Raw genomic sequence first — 23,219 nt, 5'->3', positions numbered from 1 at the left:
CTTCCGATCAGGCAAAGACCGTCATTTGTGAGGGTACGACCGCGAACATGCCGACACGGCGCGCGGCAAGATATTTCACCAGCTGTTCGACAACCGAAGGCATGACCGGCTTCTGGACCACGCCGACCGCGCCCTTGACGCCGTCAGCCACCACTTCGGGATTGCCGGTCATGAAGACGACGGCAATGCCATGTTCCTGCGCCAGCCGCCGGCCGATCTCAGGCCCGGTCGGGCCGTCGGCGAGATTGACGTCGACAAAAGCAATATCGGCAAGCGGCGCCAGCCGCAGCGCCTGTTCGCGATCATTCGCAAGGCCCGCAACCTGCATCCCCATGCCTTCCACCGTCGCCTCGAGATCGAGGGCGATCAGGAATTCATCTTCGACGATCAATACTCTCTGTTTCATGAGATCATCTCGTTGCCAGCGCCGCACGACATTGGTGGCCATGATACGTCCCCTTGGTTACGCATAACTCGAAAGAGGTATCCGCTCCGGCAGTCTATCCGATGCGAAACTCATGGCAGTAACGGGCAAGTCGACGATATGTTCCGCGGTGGAACGCCGTTTCTTGTATTTAAGATATTGTTAACGTTGACAAATTCTTAAGAATAAAGAACATGAAGAAAAAAGGCGGCACCCGATCGTGCTCAGTCTCAACTGCGCGCCTTCTGGATGGGGACGCGATAAGGCGGTATTAGCCATTCTGTGAGCTTGAAGATGAGGATCAGGTTGAGAAGCAAATTTGTCATTTTAACCGCCGTCGTCGTCAGCTTGTTCGCTTACACGAAATTGATGGCCAGGATCGGCGCAGGCTCACCACCTCCAGATGCGCCGTTGGAGCAACAGGCTGACCTCATTCGCGTTTATAAAGCCGAACGTCGCATGATCCTTCTCAAAGGGGATACCCCCATCTCAACATACCGGATTTCTCTTGGGCAGGCTGCCGATGAGGGTCCCAAGCAACGAGAAGGGGACGAGAAAACACCTGAAGGGCGTTATGAAATAGACTGGCGAAATCCCAAGTCCATGGCGCATCTGAGCCTGCACATTTCATATCCAGGCTCTGATGATCGGCGCAACGCTGACGCCGGTGGCTTTCCTCCCGGCGGCAATATCATGATCCACGGGCTTCCCAATGGCTGGGGCCTATTCGGAAACGCCCATCAACTGTGGGATTGGACGGATGGGTGTATTGCGGTCACCAACTCGGAGATGCGCGATATTTGGGCTCGCGTCCCCAACCACACGCCCATAGACATCATGCCTTGAACTGTTGCGACGAACGCATGGCATCCCTGTGTTCAGAGCCGATAATCCCAGGACCGACAAGATCGATCAGCCCTTGACCTTCATCACCAGGACCGGTTTGCCGCGGTAGTCGGCCGGAAACAGCGACTTCAGGTTCTCGATTTTCGGCAGGTCGTTGTAGACGATATAGGGATAGGTCGGATTGAGCGTCAGGAAATCCTGATGATAGGCTTCGGCCGGATAGAAGCCCGTGGTTTCAGACACTTTGGTGACGATCGGCTGCGGGAAGACATGCGCCTTGTCGAGCTGGCTGATATAATTCTCGGCGACCTTGCGCTGCTCGGGATCGGCAACGAACAGCGCCGAACGGTACTGCGTTCCCCGGTCCGGACCCTGGAAATTCAGCTGTGTCGGGTTGTGCGCCACCGAGAAGAAGATCTGCAGCAACTTGCCGTAGGTGATCTGTTTCGGATCGAACTTCACCTGCACGGCTTCGGCATGGCCTGTCGAGCCGGTGCTGACGGTTTCGTACTGAGCCGTTTTGGCATCGCCGCCGGCATAACCGGAGACGGCGCTCTCGACACCCTTCACGTGCTGGAAGACGCCCTGAACACCCCAGAAACAGCCGCCGGCGAAAATGGCGGTTTCGGTGCCTGAGCCGGCCGCCTCATCGACGGCTGGCGGCGGGATGACGACAGCATCTTCGGCCGCGCCTGCGGCACCCGTACCGAGCGAGAGAAGAGTGAACGCAAGAAGCACGACAAGGCTCCTGCGGTGGGAAGACGGGGACATGGCGCTACCTCCTGCGATCGCCCAAATCCTTGCGCATCCTTGCAAAAGCCGCAAATCACAAGGTGGTCACTCACGCCGATGTGACAGCCAGACGAAAGCGCCTGTGTGAAGATGAAACAGCGCTCAACTTGAGTTGACAATCTCGTGAGGAGTGAGGACAGTGCCGGCCGGTCAGAGCCAGCATTCCGGGGGGAACCTATGTCCGTGCGCTCGTTCTTTGCTTTCGCGACAATCGCATTTTCCATGATCGCCGTCAGTTTTCCCGCAGCCGCTGCGGATACCAAGCGCGACATCCAGACGATCAAGGACGCCGATTTTTTCGGCTTCGATCTTCGCACCGAACAGAACGTCTCGCTCGATCAGTGCAAGACCTCCTGCATCGGCGACAAGAGCTGCAAGGCCTTCACCTACAATCCCAAGGTGAAATGGTGCTTCCTCAAATCCGATTTCAAGACGATGAACGCCTTCCCCGGCGCCATCGCCGGCAAGATCGTCGAAACGGCCGGCCAGCAGGAGCGGGATATAGGTGCTGCGCCGCGCCTGACCTTCCTGAGCAACGATCTCATCCAGCAGGCCCACGACTTCAAGGACAATCTCACGCTTGCCGACGACCAGCAGGGTCAGGGCGTCGACAGCCTGACGGCCAACGCCCGCCTCGACCTCACCGCCAACAATCTGGCCGACGCGCTGAAGTCCTTCCATGGTGCGCTGTCGATCACACCTGACGACGCCGATCTCTGGCTCGAAGCCGCCCGCGCAGCAGCCTCGCTCGGCAGCGCCGAGAGCAGCACGACGGGACAGGCGGTGGTCGACGCGCTGAACGGTTACGAGCTGACGCGCACCACCGCCAAACGCGCCGAGGCGCTGGCCGTGCTCGCCACTGCGCTGGAGCGGAATGCCAACTACCGCCCGGCGCTCGACGCCTACAAGGCGAGCCTGGCACTAGTCGGCGCCAAGGATGTGCAGGCGGCCTACCTGCAGCTGAAATCGACGCAGGGCTTCCGCGTCACCGAACACACGGTCGATGCCGACAGCGCCACGCCGCGTGCCTGCGTCACCTTCTCCGAGGCGCTGGTCAAAACCACCGACTACACGCCCTTCGTGACGCTGAACGGCGAAGCGCCGAAGGCGCTGGAAACCAAGAACAAACAGATCTGCGTCGAAGGACTGACGCATGGCCAGACCTACAAGATCGGCTTCCGTACCGGCCTGCCTTCATCAGTCGACGAGGTGCTCGAAGCACCTGTCAGCATCGACGTCTATATCAAAGACCGCAGCCAGATGGTGCGTTTCACTGGCGACAGCTTCGTGCTGCCCTCGACGGCGCGCCGCGGCATCCCGATCGTTTCGGTCAACATGACCTCGGCCAACCTGAAGCTCTACCGCATCGGCGATCGTGCCATCGCGCCGCTGCTGACCAATTCGCAGTTCCTGTCCCAGCTCGACGGCTACAGCGCCCAGAACATCCAGGATCAGAACGGCGAACTCGTCTGGCAGGGCTCGATCGACATCGCCAACGAGCTCAACAAGGACATCGTCACCAGCTTCCCGGTCGACGAGGCGCTGCCCGAACGCAAGCCCGGCATCTATGTGATGACCGCAACGGCGGCAAACGGTCCGGCGCAAGAGTGGGATTCGCAGGCGACGCAATGGTTCCTGGTCTCCGATATCGGCATCACCACCTATGCCGGCACCGATGGGCTCAACGTCTTCACCCGCTCGCTCGCCTCGGCCAAGCCGATATCAGGCGTCGAACTGCAGCTACTTGCCAAGAACAATGAAGTGCTCGGCACCGCCACCACCGACGAAAACGGCCGCGCCACCTTCACCGCCGGGCTGATCCGCGGCACGGCGGCGCTGACGCCCGCCGTCATTGCCGCCAGGAACGGGACCTCGGACTACGTCTTCCTCGACATGACGCGCGCCGGCTTCGACCTTTCCGACCGTGGCGTGACCGGCCGCGCAGCACCCGGCGCGATCGACGTGCTGACCTACACCGAGCGTGGCATCTACCGCGCCGGCGAGACGGTGCATGCGCAGGCACTCGCCCGCGACACCGATGGCAACGCCATCGAGAACCTGCCGCTCACCTTCATCTTCAACCGCCCCGACGGTGTGGAAGACCGGCGGATCGTCAGCCAGACCAGCAATCTCGGCGGCTACTCCATCGATTTCCCGACCCAGGAAAACGCCATGCGCGGCACCTGGACGATGAACATCTATACCGATCCCAAGGGCAGCGCGATCGCCACCAAGAGTTTCCTCGTCGACGATTTCGTGCCCGATCGCACCGACATGGAGATCAAGACCGACGCCAAGGAAGTCGGTCCGGATACGCCGGCGACGATCACGGTTTCGGGCAAATATCTCTACGGCGCCCCGGCCGCAGGCCTGACGCTCGAAGGCGACGTCGTCGTCAAGCCGACGCGCGAGAGTGCGGCCTATAAGGGCTTCTTCTTCGGGCTTGCCGACGAAGAGGCGAGCGAGGATTCGCGTCAGCCGATCGACGGCCTGCCGGAACTCGACGAGAACGGCGAAGCCTCAACGGATCTGACCATCAGCGAGCTGCCGGCAACGACGCAACTGCTGAACGCCACCGTCTATATGCGCATGCAGGAGGCGGGCGGCCGCGCCATCGAGCGCACTTTGACCATTCCGGTGAAGAACGAGAGGGCGTCGATCGGCATCAAGCCGGAATTTTCCGACGAGTTACCGGAGAACTCGATCGCCAACTTCACGGTGATCGGCGTCAATGCCGATGGACAGAAGCAGGAGGCGAAGGGCCTGCGCTGGAAATTCTATAGCCTCAATCGCGAATATCAGTGGTATCGCGAGGGAACGGCCTGGAAATACGAGCCGGTCTACACCGCCGAGCAGGTCTCCAACGGCAGCGTCGACGCGACGATGGACGGCGGCAAGATCTCCGTGCCGGTTACCTGGGGCCGATATCGCCTCGAAGTGGAAAGCCCCGATGCCGACGGCCCGACCTCCAGCGTCGAATTCGACGCCGGCTGGTTCGTGACCTCGACTTCGACCGAAACGCCCGACGGGCTTGAGATCGCCCTCGACAAGGATAGCTACAAGATCGGCGAAACGGCCAAGCTGAAAGTCACCTCGCGCTATGGCGGCGAGCTGATGGTGACATCCGGAACCGAAAAGCTGGTTGCCGTACAGAACGCCACGATCGGCGAGACTGGCGGCGAGGTCGACATCCCCGTCACTGCTGATTGGGGTGCCGGCGCTTATGTGACCGCCACGCTCTTCCGCCCCGGCGACGCGCAGGATAGCCATATGCCGATGCGCTCGATCGGCATCAAGTGGCTGAAAGTCGATCCAGAACAGCGCGCCCTGCAGGTGACACTCGCAACATCCGAAAAGATGTTGCCGCGCGGGCCACTGAATATTGGCCTGCAGGTGGCGGGCGCCGGCGCCAACGAGGATGCCTATGTGACGGTTGCCGCCGTCGATGTCGGCATTCTCAACCTGACGCGCTACGAACCGCCGAACCCGGAGGACTGGTATTTTGGCCAGCGCCAGCTCGGCCTTGAAATCCGTGACCTCTATGGCCGCCTGATCGACGGCTCGCTGGGTGCGACCGGCAAACTCCGGACCGGCGGCGATGGCGGCGCCATCGCGCTGCAGGCAAGCCCGCCGACGCAGAAGCTCGTCGCCTTCTTCTCCGGGCCGGTCAAGCTCGACGCCGAAGGCAAGGCCAATGTCGCCTTCGACATTCCGCAATTCAACGGCACGGCGCGCGTCATGGCAGTCGCCTGGTCGAAATCAGGCGTCGGCCACGGCGTCAAGGATGTCATCATCCGCGATCCTGTCGTGGTGACCGCAAGCCTGCCGAAGTTCCTCTCCCCCGGCGACAAGGCCAATCTGCGGCTCGACATCGCCAATACCGATGCGCCGGCCGGCGACTACAAGCTGCAACTGACCGGCAATGATGCGGTTGGCATCGAGGAAGTGTCCGCCTCGCAGACGATCCGCCTCGAGGCCGGCGCGAAATCCGAACTGACGCTTTCGCTCATCGGCAAACAGCCGGGCGCCGGCAGCGTCTCGATCAACCTCTCCGACGCTTCCGGCCTTTCGCTCGACCAGACGGTCGACGTGCCGGTGCGACCGGCCTCCTTGCCGATCACCGAACGCAGGGTGCTGGCGCTGAAGCCCGGGGCAAAGCTCACCGTCGACAGGAACCTGCTCGCCGACAGCGTGCTGCCCGGCGCCTCGATCAGCGTCAACGTCACCCGTTCGGCCGCCTTCGACATCCCAGCCCTGCTGATGACGCTCGACCGCTATCCCTTCGGCTGCGCCGAGCAGACCACCAGCCGGGCGCTGCCGCTGCTCTACCTCGCCGAAGTGGCGAAGCAGGCGGGCATGGAAAGTGACGATGATGTGAAGAAGCGCGTGCAGGATGCGATCTACCGCGTGCTCTCCTATCAGGCCTCGGCCGGCAGCTTCGGTCTCTGGGGACCGGATTCGGGCGATGTCTGGCTCGATTCCTACGTCACCGACTTCCTGACGCGGGCCCGTGAAATGAAATACGACGTGCCGGAAAGGGCTTTCGTGCAGGCGCTCGAAAACCTGCAGAACACGCTGTCCTACACCACCGACATCAAGGGCCAGGGCGACCAGATCGCCTATGCCATCTACGTCCTTGCCCGCAACAAGAAGGCCGCGATCAGCGATCTGCGCTACTATGCCGATACGATGATCAACGACTTCCCGACGCCGCTCGCCAAGGCGCACATCGCCGCCGCGCTGGCGCTTTACGGCGATGCGCAGCGCTCGAAGAATATCTTCCTCGACGCGCTGCAGATGTCGGAGCAATCGATGGTGTCGCGCGTGAACCTGTCGCGCACCGACTATGGCACGATCCTGCGCGATGGTGCGGCGATCCTGGCGCTTGCTGCCGAAAGCCGGCCGGTACCACCAGTCATCCCGGAACTCGCCAAGGCGGTCGGCAAGGAATGGGAACGCAGCAAATACAAGAGCACGCAGGAAGAAACCTGGATGCTGCTTGCCGCGCGCGCCATCCAGGGCGGTGACGATGGCCTGAAGGTCGATGTCAATGGGGCCGCGCACACCGGCGCCTACATGGCACGCATGACCGGCGATGCCCTGGCTGACCATCCGCTGACGCTGACCAACCAGACCAACGACGCGGTTTCGGCTGTGGTCACCACCGTTGCCGCCCCGACCGTGCCGCTGCCGGCCGGCGGCGACGGCTTCATCATCGAGCGGACCTATTACACGCTCGACGGCGAGCAGGCGAATGTCAGCGAGGCGAAGCAGAACGAACGCTACGTCGTCGTCATCCATGTGCGCGAAACCAATGACTGGCCGTCGCGCATCGTCATCACCGACCTTCTGCCGGCCGGCTTCGAGATCGACAATCCTAACCTCGTCGACAGCGCCCAGATGACGAATTTCGATTGGATCGGCGAGATTTCCGCTGCCCATACCGAATTCCGCTACGATCGCTTCGTTGCCGCCTTCAACCGTGCAGCCGGCGACAACCGCGAATTCAACGTCGCCTATGTCGTGCGCGCCGTCACCCCCGGCACCTACGACCATCCGGCCGCAAACGTCGAGGATATGTACCGACCGGAGCTTTCGGCCCGCACGGCAACCGGCAAGATGGAGGTCGTGACGGCTCAACCATGAGGCGGTGGCACAAGTTTGCGATCGGGTCGGCTGCCGGCATCATTCTTGCCGGCGCGGCTCTCTTTGCGCTCGATGCCGCCGACAGGGCCTTTCCGCCGCCGCTCGCCGGGGCGAATGCCGTGTCGGCCGAAGTGCTGGATGCCGATGGGCAGTTGTTGCGTGCCTTTGCAACGTCGGAAGGCCGCTGGCGGCTGAAGACGACGGTCTCCGACGTCGATCCGCAATTCCTGCGCATGCTGATCGCCTATGAGGACCAGCGTTTCTACGACCACGGCGGCGTCGACCTCTGGGCGCTCGGGCGTGCCGCCATGCAACTGGTCAGCAACGGCCGCATCGTCTCCGGCGCCTCGACGCTGTCGATGCAGGTGGCGCGGTTGATCGAGCCGCGCGAAGGACGCTCGCTTTCGGCAAAGCTCTTGCAACTGGTGCGCGCCGCGCAGATCGAGCGGCGGCTGTCGAAGCAAGAGATTCTCGACCTTTATCTGACGCATGCGCCCTATGGCGGCAATCTCGAAGGCGTGCGCGCCGCAAGCCTTGCCTATTTCGGCAAGGAACCGCGCCGCCTGACGGTCGCCGAGGCGGCGCTGCTCGTCGCCCTGCCGCAATTGCCGGAACGGCGCCGGCCGGACCGCAATCTCAAGGCAGCCGAGGCCGCACGCAAGCGTGTGCTCGACCGCGTCGCGGTCGCCGAGGCCGTTGGCGACGGTGAAGCCGAACGGGCCGAGGATGTCGCGATCCCGGCCCGGCGCATGCAGTTGCCTGCACTTGCCGCCCATGTCGCCGAAGCGGCACTGCGCAAGGAGCCGACGGTTCTCAAGCATCAGACGACGTTGAAGAAACAGGTGCAGCAGGGGCTGGAGGCGGTTGCGCGGGCAGCGGCCATGAAGCTCGGGCCGAAGCTTTCGCTCGCCATGGTGATGGCGGATGCGCAGACCGGTGCGATCGTCGGCGAAGTCGGCTCGGCCGATTATTTCGACGCCAGCCGCTCCGGCTGGATCGACATGACGCGCGTCAACCGCTCGCCGGGCTCGACCCTGAAGCCCTTCATCTATGGGCTGGCCTTCGAGCAAGGCCTGGTGTCCCAGGAGACGATCATCGAAGACCGGCCAGCCGATTTCTTCGGCTACCGGCCGCGCAATTTCGACATGAGCTATCAGGGCGACGTCACCGTGCGCGAGGCGCTGCAGCTTTCGCTGAACGTGCCTGCTGTCAAGCTGCTCGATGCCGTCGGGCCGGCGCGGCTGATGGTCCGCTTCCGCCGCGCCGAGGTGCGCCCGGTCCTGCCGCCGAATGAGGCGCCGGGGCTTGCGATCGGGCTTGGCGGCGTCGGCATTACCCTGAAGGATTTGGTGCAGCTCTATACGGCGCTCGCCAATCGCGGCCAGCCGGTTAGGCTCGGCGACGGCGTCACCGGCACACCGAGCAAGCTCGACGGTGAACCGCTGCTGGAACCGGTCGCGGTCTGGAACGTCGCCGATATTCTCTCCGGCGTCATTCCCCCCGCCGGCGCGTCGCAGCGCGGCATCGCCTACAAGACCGGCACGAGCTACGGCTATCGCGACGCCTGGTCGGTCGGCTATGATGGCCGCTATGTGCTCGGCGTCTGGGTTGGACGGCCTGACAACAGCGCCGTGCCGGGGTTGACCGGCTATGGCACCGCCGCGCCCATCCTGTTTGAAGGTTTCGCCAAATCCGGCATCGCGACGACGCCGCTGCCCCGCCCGCCTGCGGGCGCCGTGCGCATCGCCCAGTCCGAGCTGCCGATCAGTCAGAGGCGTTTCGCACTCAATGCCAGCGGCCTGCTCGCCTCCGGCCGCGAGGCCGCGCCGCAGATCATCTATCCGCCCGAGGGCGCGCATGTCGATCTCGGCGCCGGGCAAGGCAACCTGTCACCGCTGATGCTGAAGCTGCAGGGCGGCCGAGCCCCCTTCCGCTGGCTTGCCAACGGCAAGCCGCTGCCCGATCTTTCCCGCCGGCGCATCCAGCAATGGCTGCCCGATGGCGGCGGCTACTCCAAACTGACCGTCATCGACTCGGCCGGACGCGCCGCAAGCGTCGGTGTTTTCATCGACTAAAACATCCGAACGCACGATCCACCCACTCCAAATGTCACAGCGACCTTTGCGCGTCTAAAAAGACGCGCCGCGCAGCAAGGGAACAAAAACCCGGCTGCAACCGTTCGGGAGGGTCTCCTTCCAACGTCAGACGGCCCCATGACACTTCCGACAGCGACCTACCGGATACAATTCCGCAACGGCATGACCTTCGATCGCGCCTGCGACCTCGTCCCCTATCTCAAGACACTCGGCATCAGCCACCTTTACGCCTCTCCGATCTTCACCGCCGTCAGCGGCTCGACCCACGGCTATGACGTCACCGACGCCAACGACATCGACCCGGCGCTTGGCGGCCGGGCGGGATTCGATCGGTTGACGGAAAGCCTCGCCTCCGCAGGCATGGGGCTGATCCTCGATATCGTCCCGAACCACATGGCGGCCTCGCCGGAAAACAGCTGGTGGCGCGACGTGCTGACATTTGGCCGGCAAAGCGCCTATTTCAGCCATTTCGACATCGACTGGAGCGAGCCGCTGACGCTGCCGCAGCTTGGCCAGGATTTCGAGGGAGCACTGGCCGACGGCGAACTGCGCATCACGCTCGACGAAACGCACGGCAATTTCGCCTTCGGTTATTTCGAGACGCTGTTGCCGCTGAACCCTACGAGTTACGGAACGATCGCAAACCGGCTCGACGATCCGGTTGCGACCAGAATGGCGGAAGCTGCGGCCGTCACCTCCGGCGAGAACTTCAACCGCGCGATGCGCGATATCCTCTTCGAGGGCGGCGATCGGGCAGTCCTCCGGCAGAAGCTCGATGACGTCTCGGCCGATCGCGATTTCGTCAGAAGCCTGCATGAGGGGCAGCATTGGCGGCTGACCCATTGGAAGGAGGCGGCACGACATCTGAGCTATCGCCGCTTTTTCGAGGTGACCGGACTGGTCGGCATCCGCGTCGAAGATCCAGCCGTGTTCGAGGACATGCATCGGCTGGTGATCGAGCTGGTGCACCATGGCAAGGTGCAGGGCCTGCGCATCGACCATGTCGACGGGCTCGCCGAACCCACGGCCTATCTCGACAGGCTGCGGGAGGCGGCCGGACCGGACACCTATATCGTCGTCGAAAAGATCCTTGGCGCCGGTGAGGTCCTGCCGGAGAGCTGGCCGGTCGCCGGCACCACGGGATATGAATTCATCGCCGCACTCAGCGAGCTGTTCATCGACGCCGGCGGTCTGCGCATATTGGACGATGCCTATCGCGGCATCGCCGGCGAGACGGGTGATCTCGAGGCGGGCCGGCGGATTACCAAGCGACTGATGGTCGAGCGCAATTTCGCCGGCGAGACCGACAGGCTCGTGTCGATCGCGGCCGGCATCTTTCCCGAGGCGAAAAGAGACGAGATCGCCACTGCGCTCAGCGAGTTGTTGATCGCCTTTCCGGTCTACCGCACCTATGGCGACGGCGGCCCGCTTTCCTGGCAGGATTCAGCGGTACTTGCGGCGACCGCCTCGAAAGCCATGGCGCAGCTCGATGACCGACGTGCATGCGACCATGTGCTGACGCTTCTCGAAGGCAAAGTCGAAGGTGACGCGGCCCACGACTTCCGTATCCGCTTCCAGCAATTGAGCGGGCCGGTGATGGCGAAGGCGACGGAAGATACGTTGTTTTACCGCTATAACAGGCTGATTGCCGCAAACGAAGTGGGCGGTGAACCGGGCAAGGCGCCTGGCGGCCCGGAGGAATTCCACCGCCGCATGGCCGAGCGGGCGCGGCTGCAGCCGCATGGGCTTTCGGCAAGCGCCACCCACGACACCAAACGCGGCGAGGATGCGCGCGCAAGGCTTTATGCCCTGAGCGAGGGCGCGGATGTTTTTGCCCAGGCGGTCGAGCGGTGGCGTGAGATGAACCGCCCGTGGCTGAAGGATCTGCCGGATGGTACAGCGCCGGAGCCGAATGTCGAATGGATGCTCTATCAGGCGCTGGCCGGCATCTGGCCGGAGGATTTCGACAGAGGACAGACCGAAGAACTCCGCGAACGCTTTACCGATTATGCGGTCAAGGCGGTGCGCGAGGCAAAACTGCGCAGCGGCTGGACGGAACAGGATGCCGCCTACGAGGAAGCGGTCACCACCTATGTCGCGGCACTGGTCTCGCCTGACAATGACGTCTTCCTCGAGGATTTCGAAAGGGTGCTGCAGCCCTTCATCGCGGCGGGTTACCTCAACAGCCTGTCGCAGACGCTGCTCAAGCTGACGGCCCCCGGCATTCCCGATATCTATCAGGGTGCGGAGGGCTTCGATTTCAGCCTCGTCGATCCCGACAACCGCCGGCCGGTCGATCATCAGCGGCTGACGGCCTGGCTAGCCGAACCCGGGCCGATCGCCAAGCTGCAGGCCGCAGCGTTGAAGCAGCGCCTCGTCGGGATCGGCCTGCAGCTGCGCCAGCGGCTGGCGGAGCTCTTTGCCAGAGGCGACTATCTGCCGCTGAAGGTGACGGGCAATCGGCGCGACCACGTGCTTGCCTTTGCCCGGGTGCATAAGGATGATTTCGCGATCATAGCGGCGCCGCGGCTGATGTTCGGCTGGCTCGATCCAGGCGTGCTCTTTGCCGGCCCGGAATTCTGGGAGGATACGGCGATCGCCGTCCCCTCCCCGCTTCACGGTCTAAAGGCCGATCTGGTGACCGGAAAGACGATCGAGCCTGGTGGCAGCATTTCGGTCGCCGCCCTGCTCGGGAGCCAGCCGGTCGGGCTGATCACGCCGATATGAGGATCAGCCGCCGCAAAAATCGAGCCCATGAAAATAGTGCTTGACCTTCCAGTCGCTGGAAGGTTGATAAGCCTATCCAAGTGCCCCTTTGGGCACAGGAGATAGTCATGGATATCAAGCACGAACACGATCACCATCACAGTCACGCCGATGGCGACGATCATTGCCATTGCGGCCATGAACAGGAGAAGGCTGCAAGCGCCATGATCCGTGATCCTGTCTGCGGCATGACCGTCGATCCGCAGGCCGGCAAACCCTCGCTCGAGCATGAGGGCCGCACCCATCATTTCTGCTCCGACGGCTGCCGGACGAAATTTGTGGCGACGCCGCAGGACTACCTGACCGCAAAGGACCCCGTCTGCGGCATGATCGTCGATCGGTCGACCGCGAAATATTTCCTGAAGCACGAAGGCGAGAAATTCTATTTCTGCTCGGCCACCTGCCAAGCGAAGTTCGAAGCCGACCCCGCAGCCTATCGCGACGGCAAGCGCCCGCCGGCGAAGCCGGCACCCAAGGGCACGCTCTATACCTGCCCGATGCACCCTGAGGTCGTCAGCGATCGTCCGGGCGACTGCCCGAAATGCGGCATGGCGCTGGAGCCGATGGGCATTCCGCCAGCTGATGAAGGCCCGAACCCGGAACTCGTCGATTTCGTCAGGCGGCTCTGGATCAGCGCCACTCTCGCCACACCGTTGCTGGCGCTGAGCATGGGGCCGATGTTCGGCCTGCCGCTCCGGGAGGCAATCGGCGAGCCGCAGGCGACCTACATCGAATTGCTGCTGGCAACGCCGGTGGTGCTCTGGGCGGCTCTGCCCTTCTTCCGCCGCGCATGGGCGTCTGTCGTCAACCGCAGCCCGAATATGTGGACGCTGATCGGTCTCGGCGTCGGCACCGCCTATGTCTACAGCGTCGTCGCCACGCTTGCGCCCGGCATCTTCCCGATGAGCTTCCATGGCCATGGCGCGGCCGTGCCTGTCTATTTCGAGGCAGCGGCCGTCATCGTCGCGCTCGTCTTCGTCGGCCAGGTGCTGGAATTGAAAGCGCGCGAACGCACCGGCTCGGCAATTCGCGCTCTTCTCGACCTTGCGCCGAAGACGGCGCGGCGCATCGATGCCGAGGGTAGCGAGAGCGACGTGCCGGTGGACGATATCCAGACCGGTGACCGGCTGCGCGTGCGCCCCGGCGAGCGGGTGCCGGTGGACGGCTCCGTCCTCGAAGGCCAGTCGACGGTCGATGAATCGATGATATCAGGTGAGCCCCTGCCGCTGGAGAAGTCGAAGGGCGACCCGCTGACCGGCGGCACGATCAACAAGAACGGCACCTTCGTCATGACCGCAGAGAAGGTCGGCGCAGACACAGTGCTGTCGCGTATCGTCGACATGGTCGCCAAGGCGCAACGCTCGCGGGCGCCGATCCAGGGCGCGGTCGACCGGGTGTCGGCCGTCTTCGTGCCGGCGGTGGTCGCAGCCGCCGTCCTTGCCTTCCTCGTCTGGGCCGCGATCGGGCCGGAGCCGCGCATGGCGAATGGTCTGCTTGCCGCCGTCGCCGTTCTGATCATCGCCTGCCCTTGTGCGCTCGGCCTTGCGACGCCGATGTCGATCATGATCGCGACGGGGCGCGGGGCGCAGGAAGGTGTGCTCATCAAGGACGCCGAAGCGCTGGAGCGCTTTTCCAAGGTCGACACGCTGATCGTCGACAAGACCGGCACGCTGACGGAGGGAAAGCCGAAGCTTACCGACATCGTCACCTTCGGCGGGGTCGAAGAAAGCCGGCTGCTGTCGCTGGCGGCAAGCCTGGAGCGCGGCTCCGAACATCCGCTGGCCGAAGCGATCGTTTCCGGCGCCGAGGAGCGCGGTGTCCCCTTCGTCGAGGTCACCGGCTTCGAGGCAAAGACCGGCAAGGGCGTTCAGGGCCGTGCCGGCGGCACGACGGTCGCGCTCGGCAATGCGGCGATGCTCGCCGATCTCGGCATCGATCCAGCGGTCCTTGCCGAGAAGACCGAAGCCCTGCGCGGCGACGGCAAGACGGTGATGTTCGTGGTGTTCGATGGCGCGCTTGCCGGTCTCGTCGCCGTTGCCGACCGCATCAAGCCGACAACGACAGCCGCCATCAAGGCGCTGCACGACAGCGGTCTGAAGATCATCATGGCGACAGGCGACAACGAGCGCACGGCACGTGCGGTGGCAAAAAGCCTCGGCATCGACGAGGTACGCGCCGACGTGCTTCCGGAAGGCAAGAAGGCGCTGATCGACGAGCTGCGGGCCAAGGGCGCCATCATCGCCATGGCCGGCGACGGCGTCAACGACGCGCCGGCGCTCGCCGCCGCCGATGTCGGCATCGCCATGGGTACCGGCGCCGACGTCGCGATGGAAAGCGCCGGCATCACATTGGTGAAGGGGGACCTGAACGGCATCGTCAGGGCGCGGCGGCTGGCGGAGGCGACGATGCGAAACATCCGCCAGAATCTCGGCTTTGCCTTCGGCTATAATGCGCTCGGCGTGCCGGTCGCGGCCGGCATGCTCTATCCGATCTTCGGGCTGCTGCTTTCGCCGATGATCGCCGCGGCAGCGATGAGCCTCTCGTCCGTCTCGGTGATATCAAATGCGCTGAGACTGCGCTTTGCAAAACTATAGGAGATGGCGATGAATATCGGCGAAGCATCGGAACGATCCGGTCTGCCTTCGAAGACCATCCGCTACTACGAGGATATCGGCCTCATCCGTCCCGACAGGGGCGGAAACGGCTATCGCGACTATGCCGCAACCGACATCCACAAACTGCGCTTCCTACAGCGCTCGCGCGGCCTCGGCTTTTCCGTCGAGGAATGCCGGCAATTGCTGGCGCTCTACGAGGACAAGGATCGGGCGAGCGTCGACGTCAAGGATATTGCTGAGACCAAGCTTGCCGAGATCGACCGCAAGATCCGCGAACTGACGGAACTGCGCCGCACGCTGGAGCATCTCGTGCATGCCTGCCACGGCAACGACAGGCCGGATTGTCCGATCCTCGAAGAGCTTTCGGACGGCGGCTGACCATTTCAGGAAAGCGAGCGCCTCGCTTCAGGCGAGACCTGCCTCAGGAAAGCTGCGGCATGTTCTGGTTGGCCGCCTGCGAGGATTGAGTCTGCTCGTCAGGACCCTCGTCTTCGCCGTCGTCCAGTACGCCGTCATCCAAGCGGTGCTTGATCGCGAGCGCATAGATCACGTCGAGAATATTGCGGTCCCTGAGATGAGGATCGGTCAGGGCGAGAAGCGAGGCCCGGACGATCTTCCTGCTGGTGGCCTTCGGACAACGCGTCTTGACGAAATCATAGAGCGCCTCGTCCGTCAGCCCTTCCATGGCGCCGTCTACGAGAGCTTCGTAGACCCGCTTCTTTTCCTTCATTCTTGATTGTCCCCCTCAAATCAGCGGCGTCATGATCTGTCATGTAATTGTCATAAACAATCGCGGATTTAAGGCGCCCGAGGGATATTTGAGATGATCCGGCGACGGTTTCGGCCCCGTATGATTTTTTTACGTCCGCCGGGAATAAAATCCGCCGCATTTCCGTATACTCAATCATGGAACGCAAAGACCGCCCCTTCGATGTCATCGGACAGCTCGCAGCGCTGAGACGCTACGCTCGCTCGCTGGTGCGCAATTCGGACGAGGCGGAGGATCTGGTGCATGATGCGCTGGTGCGCGCCTTCGAGAAGCGGAAAAGCTTCCGCAGCGGCGGCAACCTGCGCACCTGGCTGCTCTCCATCCTGCACAATGCCCATATCGACCGTCTTCGCCAGAACCGGTCGCTGACGCGCCGCCACGATGAGGCGGCTGTCGAAGCCGAACAGTCGCTGCCGGCCGGCCAGGAACATGCCGTGCGCCTGCAGCAGGTGCGCGACGCCTTCTTCGACCTGCCGGAGGAACAGCGCGAGGCGCTGCATCTCGTTGCGATCGAAGACCTTTCCTACCAGGAAGCCGCCCAGGCGCTCGGCATTCCTGTGGGTACGCTGATGTCGCGCATCTCCCGCGCCCGCGCTCACCTGCGCGAATTCGAGGAGAAGACGCCGCGGGTTTCGCATCTGAGGATCATCGGAGGGAACGGCAATGAAAGCAGTTGATCCGATCATCGATGCCGATCTCGACGCCTATGTGGATGGCGAGCTCGATGTCGCCCGTCGCATCCAGGTGGAATCCTATCTGTCCGAGAATCCGGCGATTGCCGCCAAGGTCATGGCCGACCTCAGCATGAAGGGTGAACTGCGTCTGGCGCTAGCCGGCGAAAGTGCCTTCGGCCGACCCGAGACCCGCGATGCCGCCCGCCGGCTGGAACGTGGCCTTTCCTATGGCCGCATCTTCCATTCCCTGCAGCGCATTGCCGCTGTCGGTATTCTGATTGCCGCCGGCTGGGTGGCGCACAATTCCTTCGGCGCTTTCTCGGCGACCGAGGTGGTGGCATCCGTTCCGGCACCCGCCTATGTCGAGGATGCCGTCCGTGCCTATCAGACCGCGGCACTGCGCCAATCTATGCCTCCGCAGACACCGAGCACCTATAGCGCCGACGATATTCGCGCCGCCACCGCGATCGTGATGCCCGAACTGCCTAGGGATTGGAAGGTCGCGGACGTGCAGATCTTCCCGTCCGAATTCGGCCCCAGCGTCGAGATGGCGATCGAACAATCAGATGGAAAGCAACTGTCGCTTTTCGCCGTCCGTCCGGGCGCCTTCGAGGTCAAGCCGGTCAGTCATCTCACGCTGGAAAAAGCAGAAGCCGCCTATTGGCAGATCGGCGAGGTCGCTTATGCGCTGATCGCCGACGATAGCGGCCTCAATCTCGACCAAGCGGCCGAACGGCTCGCCCGCTCACTCTATTAATTCAAACCGAGGAGATCAGCATGAACCCGATCAATCCCCGCTATGGCGCCGTCGCCGGCTCCCAGGCCCTCTTCGACGAAGGCCTGCGCCAGCATATGCTGCGCGTCTACAACTATATGGCTCTCGGCCTCGTCATAACAGGCCTCGTCGCCTTTGTCGTCGGCTCGACGCCGGCACTCTACGTCCCGATCTTCGGCTCGCCGCTGAAGTGGGTGGTGATGCTCGCGCCGCTCGCCTTCGTCTTCTTCTTCTCGTTCAAGATCCAGACGATGTCGGCCAGCACCGCTCAGATCACCTTCTGGGCCTTCTGCGCCGTGATGGGCCTGTCACTCGCTTCCGTCTTCCTGGTCTTCACCGGGATGAGCATCGCGCGGACCTTCTTCATCACCGCGACGATGTTCGGCGCCACCAGCCTCTACGGCTATGCGACGAAGCGTGACCTCTCGCGCATGGGCTCGTTCCTGATGATGGGCCTCTTCGGCGTCATCATCGCCTCTGTCGTCAACATCTTCATGGGTTCGAGCGCGCTGCAGTTTGCGATCTCGGTGATCGGCATCGTCGTCTTCGTCGGTCTCACCGCCTACGACACGCAGAACATCAAAGAACAGTATTCGGAAAACTACGATCAGGAATCGAACCAGAAGCTCGCCGTCTTCGGCGCGCTCTCGCTCTACCTGAACTTCGTCAACATCTTCCAGCTTCTGCTCAACTTCACCGGCGAGCGGGAATAGGACTGCGCTTCTGGGGGCAAAGGAAGCGCAAGAGCGCCTGGTCTGCAGTCTGTGACAGGATGGCGGACTGGGTGCTCACCTAAAGGCGACGGCCGGGTCAACGCCCGGCCGTTTTCGATTAAAGCGCATCGCGTCAAATCGGAATCATGCTACGCGCTTTAAGTCTTTGTTTTATGCATGTCGTTGTCCCAAAACCGCATGCCCACTTTTGGGCGACATGCATTAGATGATACCCCAGGCGCGATAGCGACCCCGGCCGGTAATTTCACGAATGCCGATCTCGTTGACGAGGTTCAGCGCACCGCGCGGCGTGATGCGCAGATGACGGGCGATCATCGCCGCCGAGACCATCGGCCGCGACAGGATGAAATCGGCAAGTTCCGGCAGGCTGCTGTTCGAACGGCGGCCGCGAAAGCGCAGCTCCATCTGCGTGCGTGCTAAGGACAGGCGGTCGATTTCCTTGAGGCCGGCCACGGCACCCAGATGCATCGCCTCCAGAAAGGCTTGTAGCCGCGTGACGCGATCGCGTGCCCGACGACGCTCATGGCGCACCAGCTTCAGCCCGCCGTAGAAAGAAAAGAGATGTGAGGCGACCTTGCCGCGGGCGCGTAGATGGCTTGCGACCAGAAGACCGCCGAGCCAGTGCTGACGCCGCAACGGCTCGATCCTTTCCCAGGCTTCGAAGAGGATGATAGCACCGAGAACCGGCGGCAAGCTATCGCCCAATGGCTGCACGCTTCGCCACTCCGCAAGCCGCTGTTCCTCGTCCCACTCGTCGTCACCGAGCAAGCCGAGGGGATCTTCGTTGCGCCTTGCCGGGGTAACGGCGGCCGTCTCGCTTTCCGGCGTTTTCCCGGTATGGATATCGAGCAGCTTCTGCGAGCGGGCAAGAAGCGCATCGATCTCCGCCATCTCGGCGGCGAGCGGCCCGTCCTCATCCTCGCCCTCTCCGTCGGTCTCGAGTGGAGCGGCGACGCTCTTCGCTTCCTGCGCCTTCCCCTCCCCTTCCCCGCCGGTCGCCGTCAGCGTTGCAAGGCCCGAGACGCCGAGTGCCCAGGAGGGTTCGCCGGTCCAGATGCGCCGACGTGCCCGCAGCACGGAATGGGCGATCGTCAGTTCGTGGGTGGGAGCGCGGCTATCCATATGGGCATCATGCAAAACGAGATCCTCGACATGCACGAGTTCGCCGGCCACCCAGAGCGCGCCGGCGGCGTCGAAGAAATGGCTGCGCTCGGCAAATCCCTCGCCGACCGGCGAGCGCAACACCCGCTCGTCCAGCCGCGCCACCGCATCCTCCGCCGCGGTAATGGCTGGAAGCAGGGTTTGAAGCATCGTACCGTCGATATCGTAGCGCATTGTTAAGCTTTACGGTTTTTCACAAATGGAAGCAAAATACGTGTTTCCTTCCGCCATGTATGACATGGTTAACAGTGTATTTCAACAAAACTGGAGGGAATGAAGCCGATATGCTAGCTGATCGACCGGCCGCATATGCTTCTAACCGTCTGAGCTGGCGCGAAGCTTTTTCATAGCCGCTCATCCGGTTTTCCTCGCCGTCGGACCATTTGCCCGCATCAGCGCCATCAGCATCGGTCCGAGCGAGAACTCGCCGCGCTCCGCCCGCCGCGTCAGGTCACGTAGGTAGCCGCCGGCCGAGTTGATATGTCCGCCCCTTTCCAGAATGCAGGCGATCACCGTGGCGGCGTTTTCCGGCCCCATGACATCGCAGGCCAGCTGATAGGCGCTGGGGCTGACGCCAAGCGTGGAACGGACAATGACGGCCGCGGCCATCAGATCACGCCAGCTGCCGATGCCGCCGCCCGGTCCGTAAGCGATGATCTCCGGGCAGGCCTGCAGCACCATGGCAAGGGAGAAGGATTTCGGCGGCTCGCGCCAATGCCGCGGCTCTTCCTCCGGCTTTGCGCCCTGCTTCCTTTCGAAGCTTGGTTCAAGTTCAGATATAGGGTGTGGGTTTGAATTATGTATGTGCCGACCGTTTTGGATATCATTGGCGTCTGTTTTTTCTGTTTTCGACTTCGATTCCAGCGTCTTGACGATCAATTCCCGGAAAGCTTCGAGATCGGCCAGCAGGCTTTCCATCTCGGCGGCCGACGGGCGGCGTGGCAGGCTTGCGGAAAGCAGATTGAAATGCTTCTGCATCTCGATCCATTCGCCGGCCACTTCCTCTTCCAGCGCGATCTCGATGAGCTTGGTGATGTCACGCCGGCAAAGTGTCAGGCGCTCCCTCAGGCGCTTCCATTCGAGCTTGGCGGCCATCACTTGAGCCGCCTGCGCCTCGATCTCGCGAGCGCGCACCAGGAGCGGCGCCAGGCTGAAGCCAAATGCCTCTCCAAGTCCACCCTCGCCGTTGCGCCGGGCAAAACGTTTCCCGTTCGGGCTATCCCGCCGGATGATCAGGCCCGCTTCCACCAGCATCGCCAGATTCCGCCGCAACGTCGTGCCAGCCATGCCATGCGTGCGCAGCGACAGCTGCTCGTTTGACGGAAAGACGACGAAGCCGTTGGCCTCGGCAATCTCGTTCTTCGGGTAGAAGGTCAACAGCGCATTGAGAACAGCCAGGGCACGATCCGATACGCCGACCATGTCCTTTGCTTCGCAGAGCGCGCGAAAAATCTTCCACTTGTCGACCGATGCGTCCGGATCGACCTTGCTGGCGCTTTCCTGGCTTGCCAGCATGCCAAGCGTCATCGATCGCCGCCCAAAGGGCGTCGATACATATTGAGGCTCCATGTCCCTCACCTTTTCTCAAGGCAAAAGAAAACTACCACCCAAAAGGATGCCGAAGATGCTTGACAGTGATTCGAGGAAGTGCGATTCTCAGATTGTCCAGATATGAGAAAGGCTTCCGCGACGGCAACGTTCGGAGGCTTTTTTCTTTTGCGGTCTATTCTCCTGCTTGCAACCTGCCGGCCCGATAGGCTTCGTAAAGCTCGTCGAGACGGCGTGAAATGTAAGCGCCGAAATCCGGCGCGTCGCCGGTCTTCAACGCGATCGTGAAGGAATTGCCGGCGCTCTTGATTCGGCCGGCGATCTTGCCGCCGCTCTTCGGCTTCCAGTCAAATTCCGTGGTTTCGGGCTTTGCCTCTTTCCTGGCGAGCTCGGCGACCAAAAGCTCGAAACGGCGGTCGCTCTCTTCCGCCAGGAAACTTCCCGAGGCAATGAGCTTGGCAAGCCGGGCGGCCGTCATCCCATTCCAGTCCTGGGCAAGCGCCATCCACCGGCGTCGCCCGATGCCGGGTGCGGCTCCGATCGACCTGACGATCTCGGCGGGAATAGCTTTTGCAACGGATATCAGCTTCGATAGCTCCGTCTTGTCCGTCGACAGCGCTTTCATGATGACCGGGCGCTCAAAACCCTTGAGCTCGAGATTGAGGGCAAAGACCGCGCGCTCGATATAGGAAAGGTTCCGGCGCGCCGAATTCTCGATACCCTGCGCGATGACGACATCGGTATCGTCAAGCTTGCGGACGATCGCCTGCACCTTGAGGCCGAGCAGCTTGACAGCCTGCAGACGGCGATGGCCATAGGCGACCTGGTAGCGGTCCTCATCATTGGGATGACGGCGAACGAGGATCGGCACTTCCTGGCCGTTCTCGGCAATCGACTGCACCAGCTCGTCTTCCCTATCGAGGGGCTGGTCGGCAAGGCGGTCGCGGACGAAGGAGGAATCGATCAGATCAGGATCGAGTTCGACGACGCGTTCACCGGAGAGCAAAGCCTCCTGCATCGCCCTGCTCTCTTCCTCCATGCGGCCAAGGGTCAGCGCCATCGTCCGAACCGGACCGGCCGATCCGCGCGAAGAGGACTCCTCGTAGTTGGCCGCGGCCAACTCCTGCGCCGTATCGTCGAAAAGACCTTTCAGGCGATCGCGTCTGCTCATGCTCGACCCCAGGCTTTGTGAATACCGGCGAGAACCTCGCCGTTGGCGGCATTGACCGATTCCAGCGCCCGGTCATAGGTCGAGCGGCGCACCTGCCCCTTCTCGATCTCGTAAAGCGTCTGCTTGGTCAAGCCGACATCGGCGATCGCCGTCGATTTGAGAATGGTCGCCGTCAATACGTCGTCGCTGAAGAGGCTGCGCAGCAGCGCGACGATCTGCGACTGCGGCGCATCGAAGGGTTCGTGACGCGTGACGACATATTTGATGAAATCGTGCTGCAGATCGCCGCCGGCCTTGCGCACCACGGAAAGCAGATCCGACGTCATCAGCAGGAACTGCGACATGGAGGCGACATCGACCATTTGCGGATGGATGGTAATGAGCAGCGATGTGGCGGCACAAACGGCGCCAAGCGTCAGATAACCAAGCTGCGGCGGGCAGTCGATTACCACGATGTCGTAATCGGCTTCGACCTCGGCAATGGCAACGCCGACGCGACGGAAGAACAGCTCGCCGGGTCGCTGCCGGTCGTTCAATGCCCGTGGCGTCTCATGCTCGAACTCCATCAGTTCGAGATTGCCCGGCACCAGATCCAATCCGTCGAAATAGGTCTTGCGGACGATCTCCTTCAGCGGCTTGCGGCCCTCATCGTAGCGAATTGCGCCGTAGAGCGTATCGCCCTCGGAAAGATCGAATTCGGGCTGAACGCCGAGCATGGAGGAGAGCGAAGCCTGCGGATCGAGATCGATCGCAAGCACCCGGTAACCTGCCAGCGCCAGATACTGCGCCAGATAGAGCGTTGTCGTGGTCTTGGCCGAGCCGCCCTTGAAATTGGTGACGGCAACAGTCTGGAGCTTTTCGCCAGGGCGACGCCACGGCTGATAGGAAAGCGCGTCCTTCGGCTTGAGCTTGGCCATATAATGGCGCAATTCGTTGATCTGGCCGAGCGTGTAGGAACGCCGGCCATTCTGGGCAAGATCCGGCTGCGGTCCCTTGCCATCTAGTGAAAGCTGGCGAAGATAGCCGTCCGACACGCCGATCATCTGGGCCGCCTCGCCGGAGGAGAATGTCCGCAGCGTCTTTTGCGAGAGCGGCGGGAACAGCTTGTCGCGGAGGAGCTTCAGTTGCCGCGAAAGCTGGTTCGCATGCCGCTCGATCCGTACATCTGTCGTCGATACGCTAATGTTGTCCAAAACACCCAA

General features: G+C 62.5%; 16 protein-coding genes. 9 read left to right on the top strand and 7 right to left on the bottom strand.

Annotation, left to right across the window (positions count from 1 at the left end):
- Positions 1 to 7 precede the first annotated feature (7 nt).
- Positions 8 to 448: a response regulator gene (locus RL_RS29840; RefSeq protein WP_026265589.1), complete on the bottom strand. Its 441-nt coding sequence runs from the start codon at positions 446 to 448 to the stop codon at positions 8 to 10.
- A gap of 282 nt (positions 449 to 730) precedes the next feature.
- Here RL_RS29840 and RL_RS29835 point away from each other — a divergent pair, with 282 nt between their 5' ends.
- Positions 731 to 1,270: a L,D-transpeptidase family protein gene (locus RL_RS29835; RefSeq protein WP_041936949.1), complete on the top strand. Its 540-nt coding sequence runs from the start codon at positions 731 to 733 to the stop codon at positions 1,268 to 1,270.
- 66 nt (positions 1,271 to 1,336) lie between these two features.
- Here RL_RS29835 and msrA read toward each other — a convergent pair whose 3' ends face one another.
- Positions 1,337 to 2,041, bottom strand: coding sequence for a peptide-methionine (S)-S-oxide reductase MsrA (gene msrA / locus RL_RS29830; RefSeq protein ID WP_041936855.1), 705 nt, complete (start codon positions 2,039 to 2,041; stop codon positions 1,337 to 1,339).
- Positions 2,042 to 2,239: 198 nt separating this feature from the next.
- Between msrA and RL_RS29825 the strand changes: the two genes are divergently transcribed.
- The 5 genes from RL_RS29825 to cueR all read left to right on the top strand — a co-directional run bounded on the left by RL_RS29825 (position 2,240) and on the right by cueR (position 15,563).
- A complete protein-coding gene (locus RL_RS29825) occupies positions 2,240 to 7,708 on the top strand; it encodes an alpha-2-macroglobulin family protein (RefSeq protein ID WP_011654775.1) in 5,469 nt (1,822 codons plus the stop codon).
- Positions 7,705 to 9,783: a penicillin-binding protein 1C gene (pbpC, locus tag RL_RS29820; RefSeq protein ID WP_011654774.1), complete on the top strand. Its 2,079-nt coding sequence runs from the start codon at positions 7,705 to 7,707 to the stop codon at positions 9,781 to 9,783. The genes RL_RS29825 and pbpC overlap by 4 nt, the downstream gene beginning before the upstream one ends.
- 138 nt (positions 9,784 to 9,921) lie before the next feature.
- Complete coding sequence (gene treY, locus RL_RS29815; protein WP_011654773.1) at positions 9,922 to 12,531, top strand: malto-oligosyltrehalose synthase; 2,610 nt, start codon at positions 9,922 to 9,924, stop codon at positions 12,529 to 12,531.
- A 107-nt stretch (positions 12,532 to 12,638) separates the two neighbouring features.
- Complete coding sequence (locus tag RL_RS29810; RefSeq protein ID WP_011654772.1) at positions 12,639 to 15,164, top strand: heavy metal translocating P-type ATPase; 2,526 nt, start codon at positions 12,639 to 12,641, stop codon at positions 15,162 to 15,164.
- 9 nt (positions 15,165 to 15,173) lie between these two features.
- Positions 15,174 to 15,563, top strand: coding sequence for a Cu(I)-responsive transcriptional regulator (gene cueR / locus RL_RS29805; protein ID WP_011654771.1), 390 nt, complete (start codon positions 15,174 to 15,176; stop codon positions 15,561 to 15,563).
- A gap of 43 nt (positions 15,564 to 15,606) precedes the next feature.
- On the opposite strand, the gene RL_RS29800 is transcribed toward cueR, so the two are convergent.
- Positions 15,607 to 15,915, bottom strand: a complete 309-nt coding sequence (locus RL_RS29800) for a hypothetical protein (RefSeq protein WP_011654770.1) — start codon at positions 15,913 to 15,915, stop codon at positions 15,607 to 15,609.
- A gap of 176 nt (positions 15,916 to 16,091) precedes the next feature.
- Here RL_RS29800 and RL_RS29795 point away from each other — a divergent pair, with 176 nt between their 5' ends.
- The 3 genes from RL_RS29795 to RL_RS29785 are packed head-to-tail and all read left to right on the top strand — an operon-like array spanning position 16,092 to position 18,116.
- On the top strand, positions 16,092 to 16,631 hold the full coding sequence (locus RL_RS29795; RefSeq protein ID WP_003548300.1) for a sigma-70 family RNA polymerase sigma factor: 540 nt from the start codon (positions 16,092 to 16,094) through the stop codon (positions 16,629 to 16,631).
- A complete protein-coding gene (locus RL_RS29790) occupies positions 16,618 to 17,385 on the top strand; it encodes an anti-sigma factor family protein (RefSeq protein WP_011654769.1) in 768 nt (255 codons plus the stop codon). The genes RL_RS29795 and RL_RS29790 overlap by 14 nt, the downstream gene beginning before the upstream one ends.
- 20 nt (positions 17,386 to 17,405) lie before the next feature.
- On the top strand, positions 17,406 to 18,116 hold the full coding sequence (locus RL_RS29785; RefSeq protein ID WP_011654768.1) for a Bax inhibitor-1/YccA family protein: 711 nt from the start codon (positions 17,406 to 17,408) through the stop codon (positions 18,114 to 18,116).
- A gap of 222 nt (positions 18,117 to 18,338) precedes the next feature.
- Here the strand turns inward: RL_RS29785 and RL_RS29780 are convergent, their stop codons facing one another.
- The 4 genes from RL_RS29780 to repA form a co-directional block, all read right to left on the bottom strand.
- Positions 18,339 to 19,472 carry an RHE_PE00001 family protein gene (locus RL_RS29780; protein WP_011654767.1) on the bottom strand — a complete coding sequence of 378 codons (1,134 nt, stop codon included), beginning with the start codon at positions 19,470 to 19,472 and terminating at the stop codon, positions 18,339 to 18,341.
- Positions 19,473 to 19,652: 180 nt separating this feature from the next.
- Positions 19,653 to 20,867 carry a plasmid replication protein RepC gene (gene repC, locus RL_RS29775; protein WP_011654766.1) on the bottom strand — a complete coding sequence of 405 codons (1,215 nt, stop codon included), beginning with the start codon at positions 20,865 to 20,867 and terminating at the stop codon, positions 19,653 to 19,655.
- A 154-nt stretch (positions 20,868 to 21,021) separates the two neighbouring features.
- The gene (gene repB / locus RL_RS29770) at positions 21,022 to 22,017 is read right to left on the bottom strand and encodes a plasmid partitioning protein RepB (RefSeq protein WP_011654765.1); all 996 of its coding nucleotides are present in this window, start codon (positions 22,015 to 22,017) and stop codon (positions 21,022 to 21,024) included.
- Positions 22,014 to 23,210: a plasmid partitioning protein RepA gene (gene repA, locus RL_RS29765; RefSeq protein ID WP_028741930.1), complete on the bottom strand. Its 1,197-nt coding sequence runs from the start codon at positions 23,208 to 23,210 to the stop codon at positions 22,014 to 22,016. The genes repB and repA overlap by 4 nt, the downstream gene beginning before the upstream one ends.
- Positions 23,211 to 23,219 lie beyond the last annotated feature (9 nt).

The sequence above is a fragment of the Rhizobium johnstonii 3841 genome, assembly GCF_000009265.1.
In the GTDB taxonomy this organism is placed as follows: Bacteria; Pseudomonadota; Alphaproteobacteria; order Rhizobiales; family Rhizobiaceae; genus Rhizobium; species Rhizobium acaciae.
Note: the sequence above shows the minus strand (reverse complement) of the source record. Positions and strands in the feature narration are given on the sequence as shown.

Coding starts and splice junctions, on each gene's coding strand:
- RL_RS29840 (WP_026265589.1), bottom strand. CDS start 448: ATGGCCACCAATGTCGTGCGGCGCTGGCAACGAGATGATCTCATGAAA.
- msrA (WP_041936855.1), bottom strand. CDS start 2,041: ATGTCCCCGTCTTCCCACCGCAGGAGCCTTGTCGTGCTTCTTGCGTTC.
- RL_RS29825 (WP_011654775.1), top strand. CDS start 2,240: ATGTCCGTGCGCTCGTTCTTTGCTTTCGCGACAATCGCATTTTCCATG.
- pbpC (WP_011654774.1), top strand. CDS start 7,705: ATGAGGCGGTGGCACAAGTTTGCGATCGGGTCGGCTGCCGGCATCATT.
- treY (WP_011654773.1), top strand. CDS start 9,922: ATGACACTTCCGACAGCGACCTACCGGATACAATTCCGCAACGGCATG.
- RL_RS29810 (WP_011654772.1), top strand. CDS start 12,639: ATGGATATCAAGCACGAACACGATCACCATCACAGTCACGCCGATGGC.
- cueR (WP_011654771.1), top strand. CDS start 15,174: ATGAATATCGGCGAAGCATCGGAACGATCCGGTCTGCCTTCGAAGACC.
- RL_RS29800 (WP_011654770.1), bottom strand. CDS start 15,915: ATGAAGGAAAAGAAGCGGGTCTACGAAGCTCTCGTAGACGGCGCCATG.
- RL_RS29795 (WP_003548300.1), top strand. CDS start 16,092: ATGGAACGCAAAGACCGCCCCTTCGATGTCATCGGACAGCTCGCAGCG.
- RL_RS29790 (WP_011654769.1), top strand. CDS start 16,618: ATGAAAGCAGTTGATCCGATCATCGATGCCGATCTCGACGCCTATGTG.
- RL_RS29785 (WP_011654768.1), top strand. CDS start 17,406: ATGAACCCGATCAATCCCCGCTATGGCGCCGTCGCCGGCTCCCAGGCC.
- RL_RS29780 (WP_011654767.1), bottom strand. CDS start 19,472: ATGCGCTACGATATCGACGGTACGATGCTTCAAACCCTGCTTCCAGCC.
- repC (WP_011654766.1), bottom strand. CDS start 20,867: ATGGAGCCTCAATATGTATCGACGCCCTTTGGGCGGCGATCGATGACG.
- repB (WP_011654765.1), bottom strand. CDS start 22,017: ATGAGCAGACGCGATCGCCTGAAAGGTCTTTTCGACGATACGGCGCAG.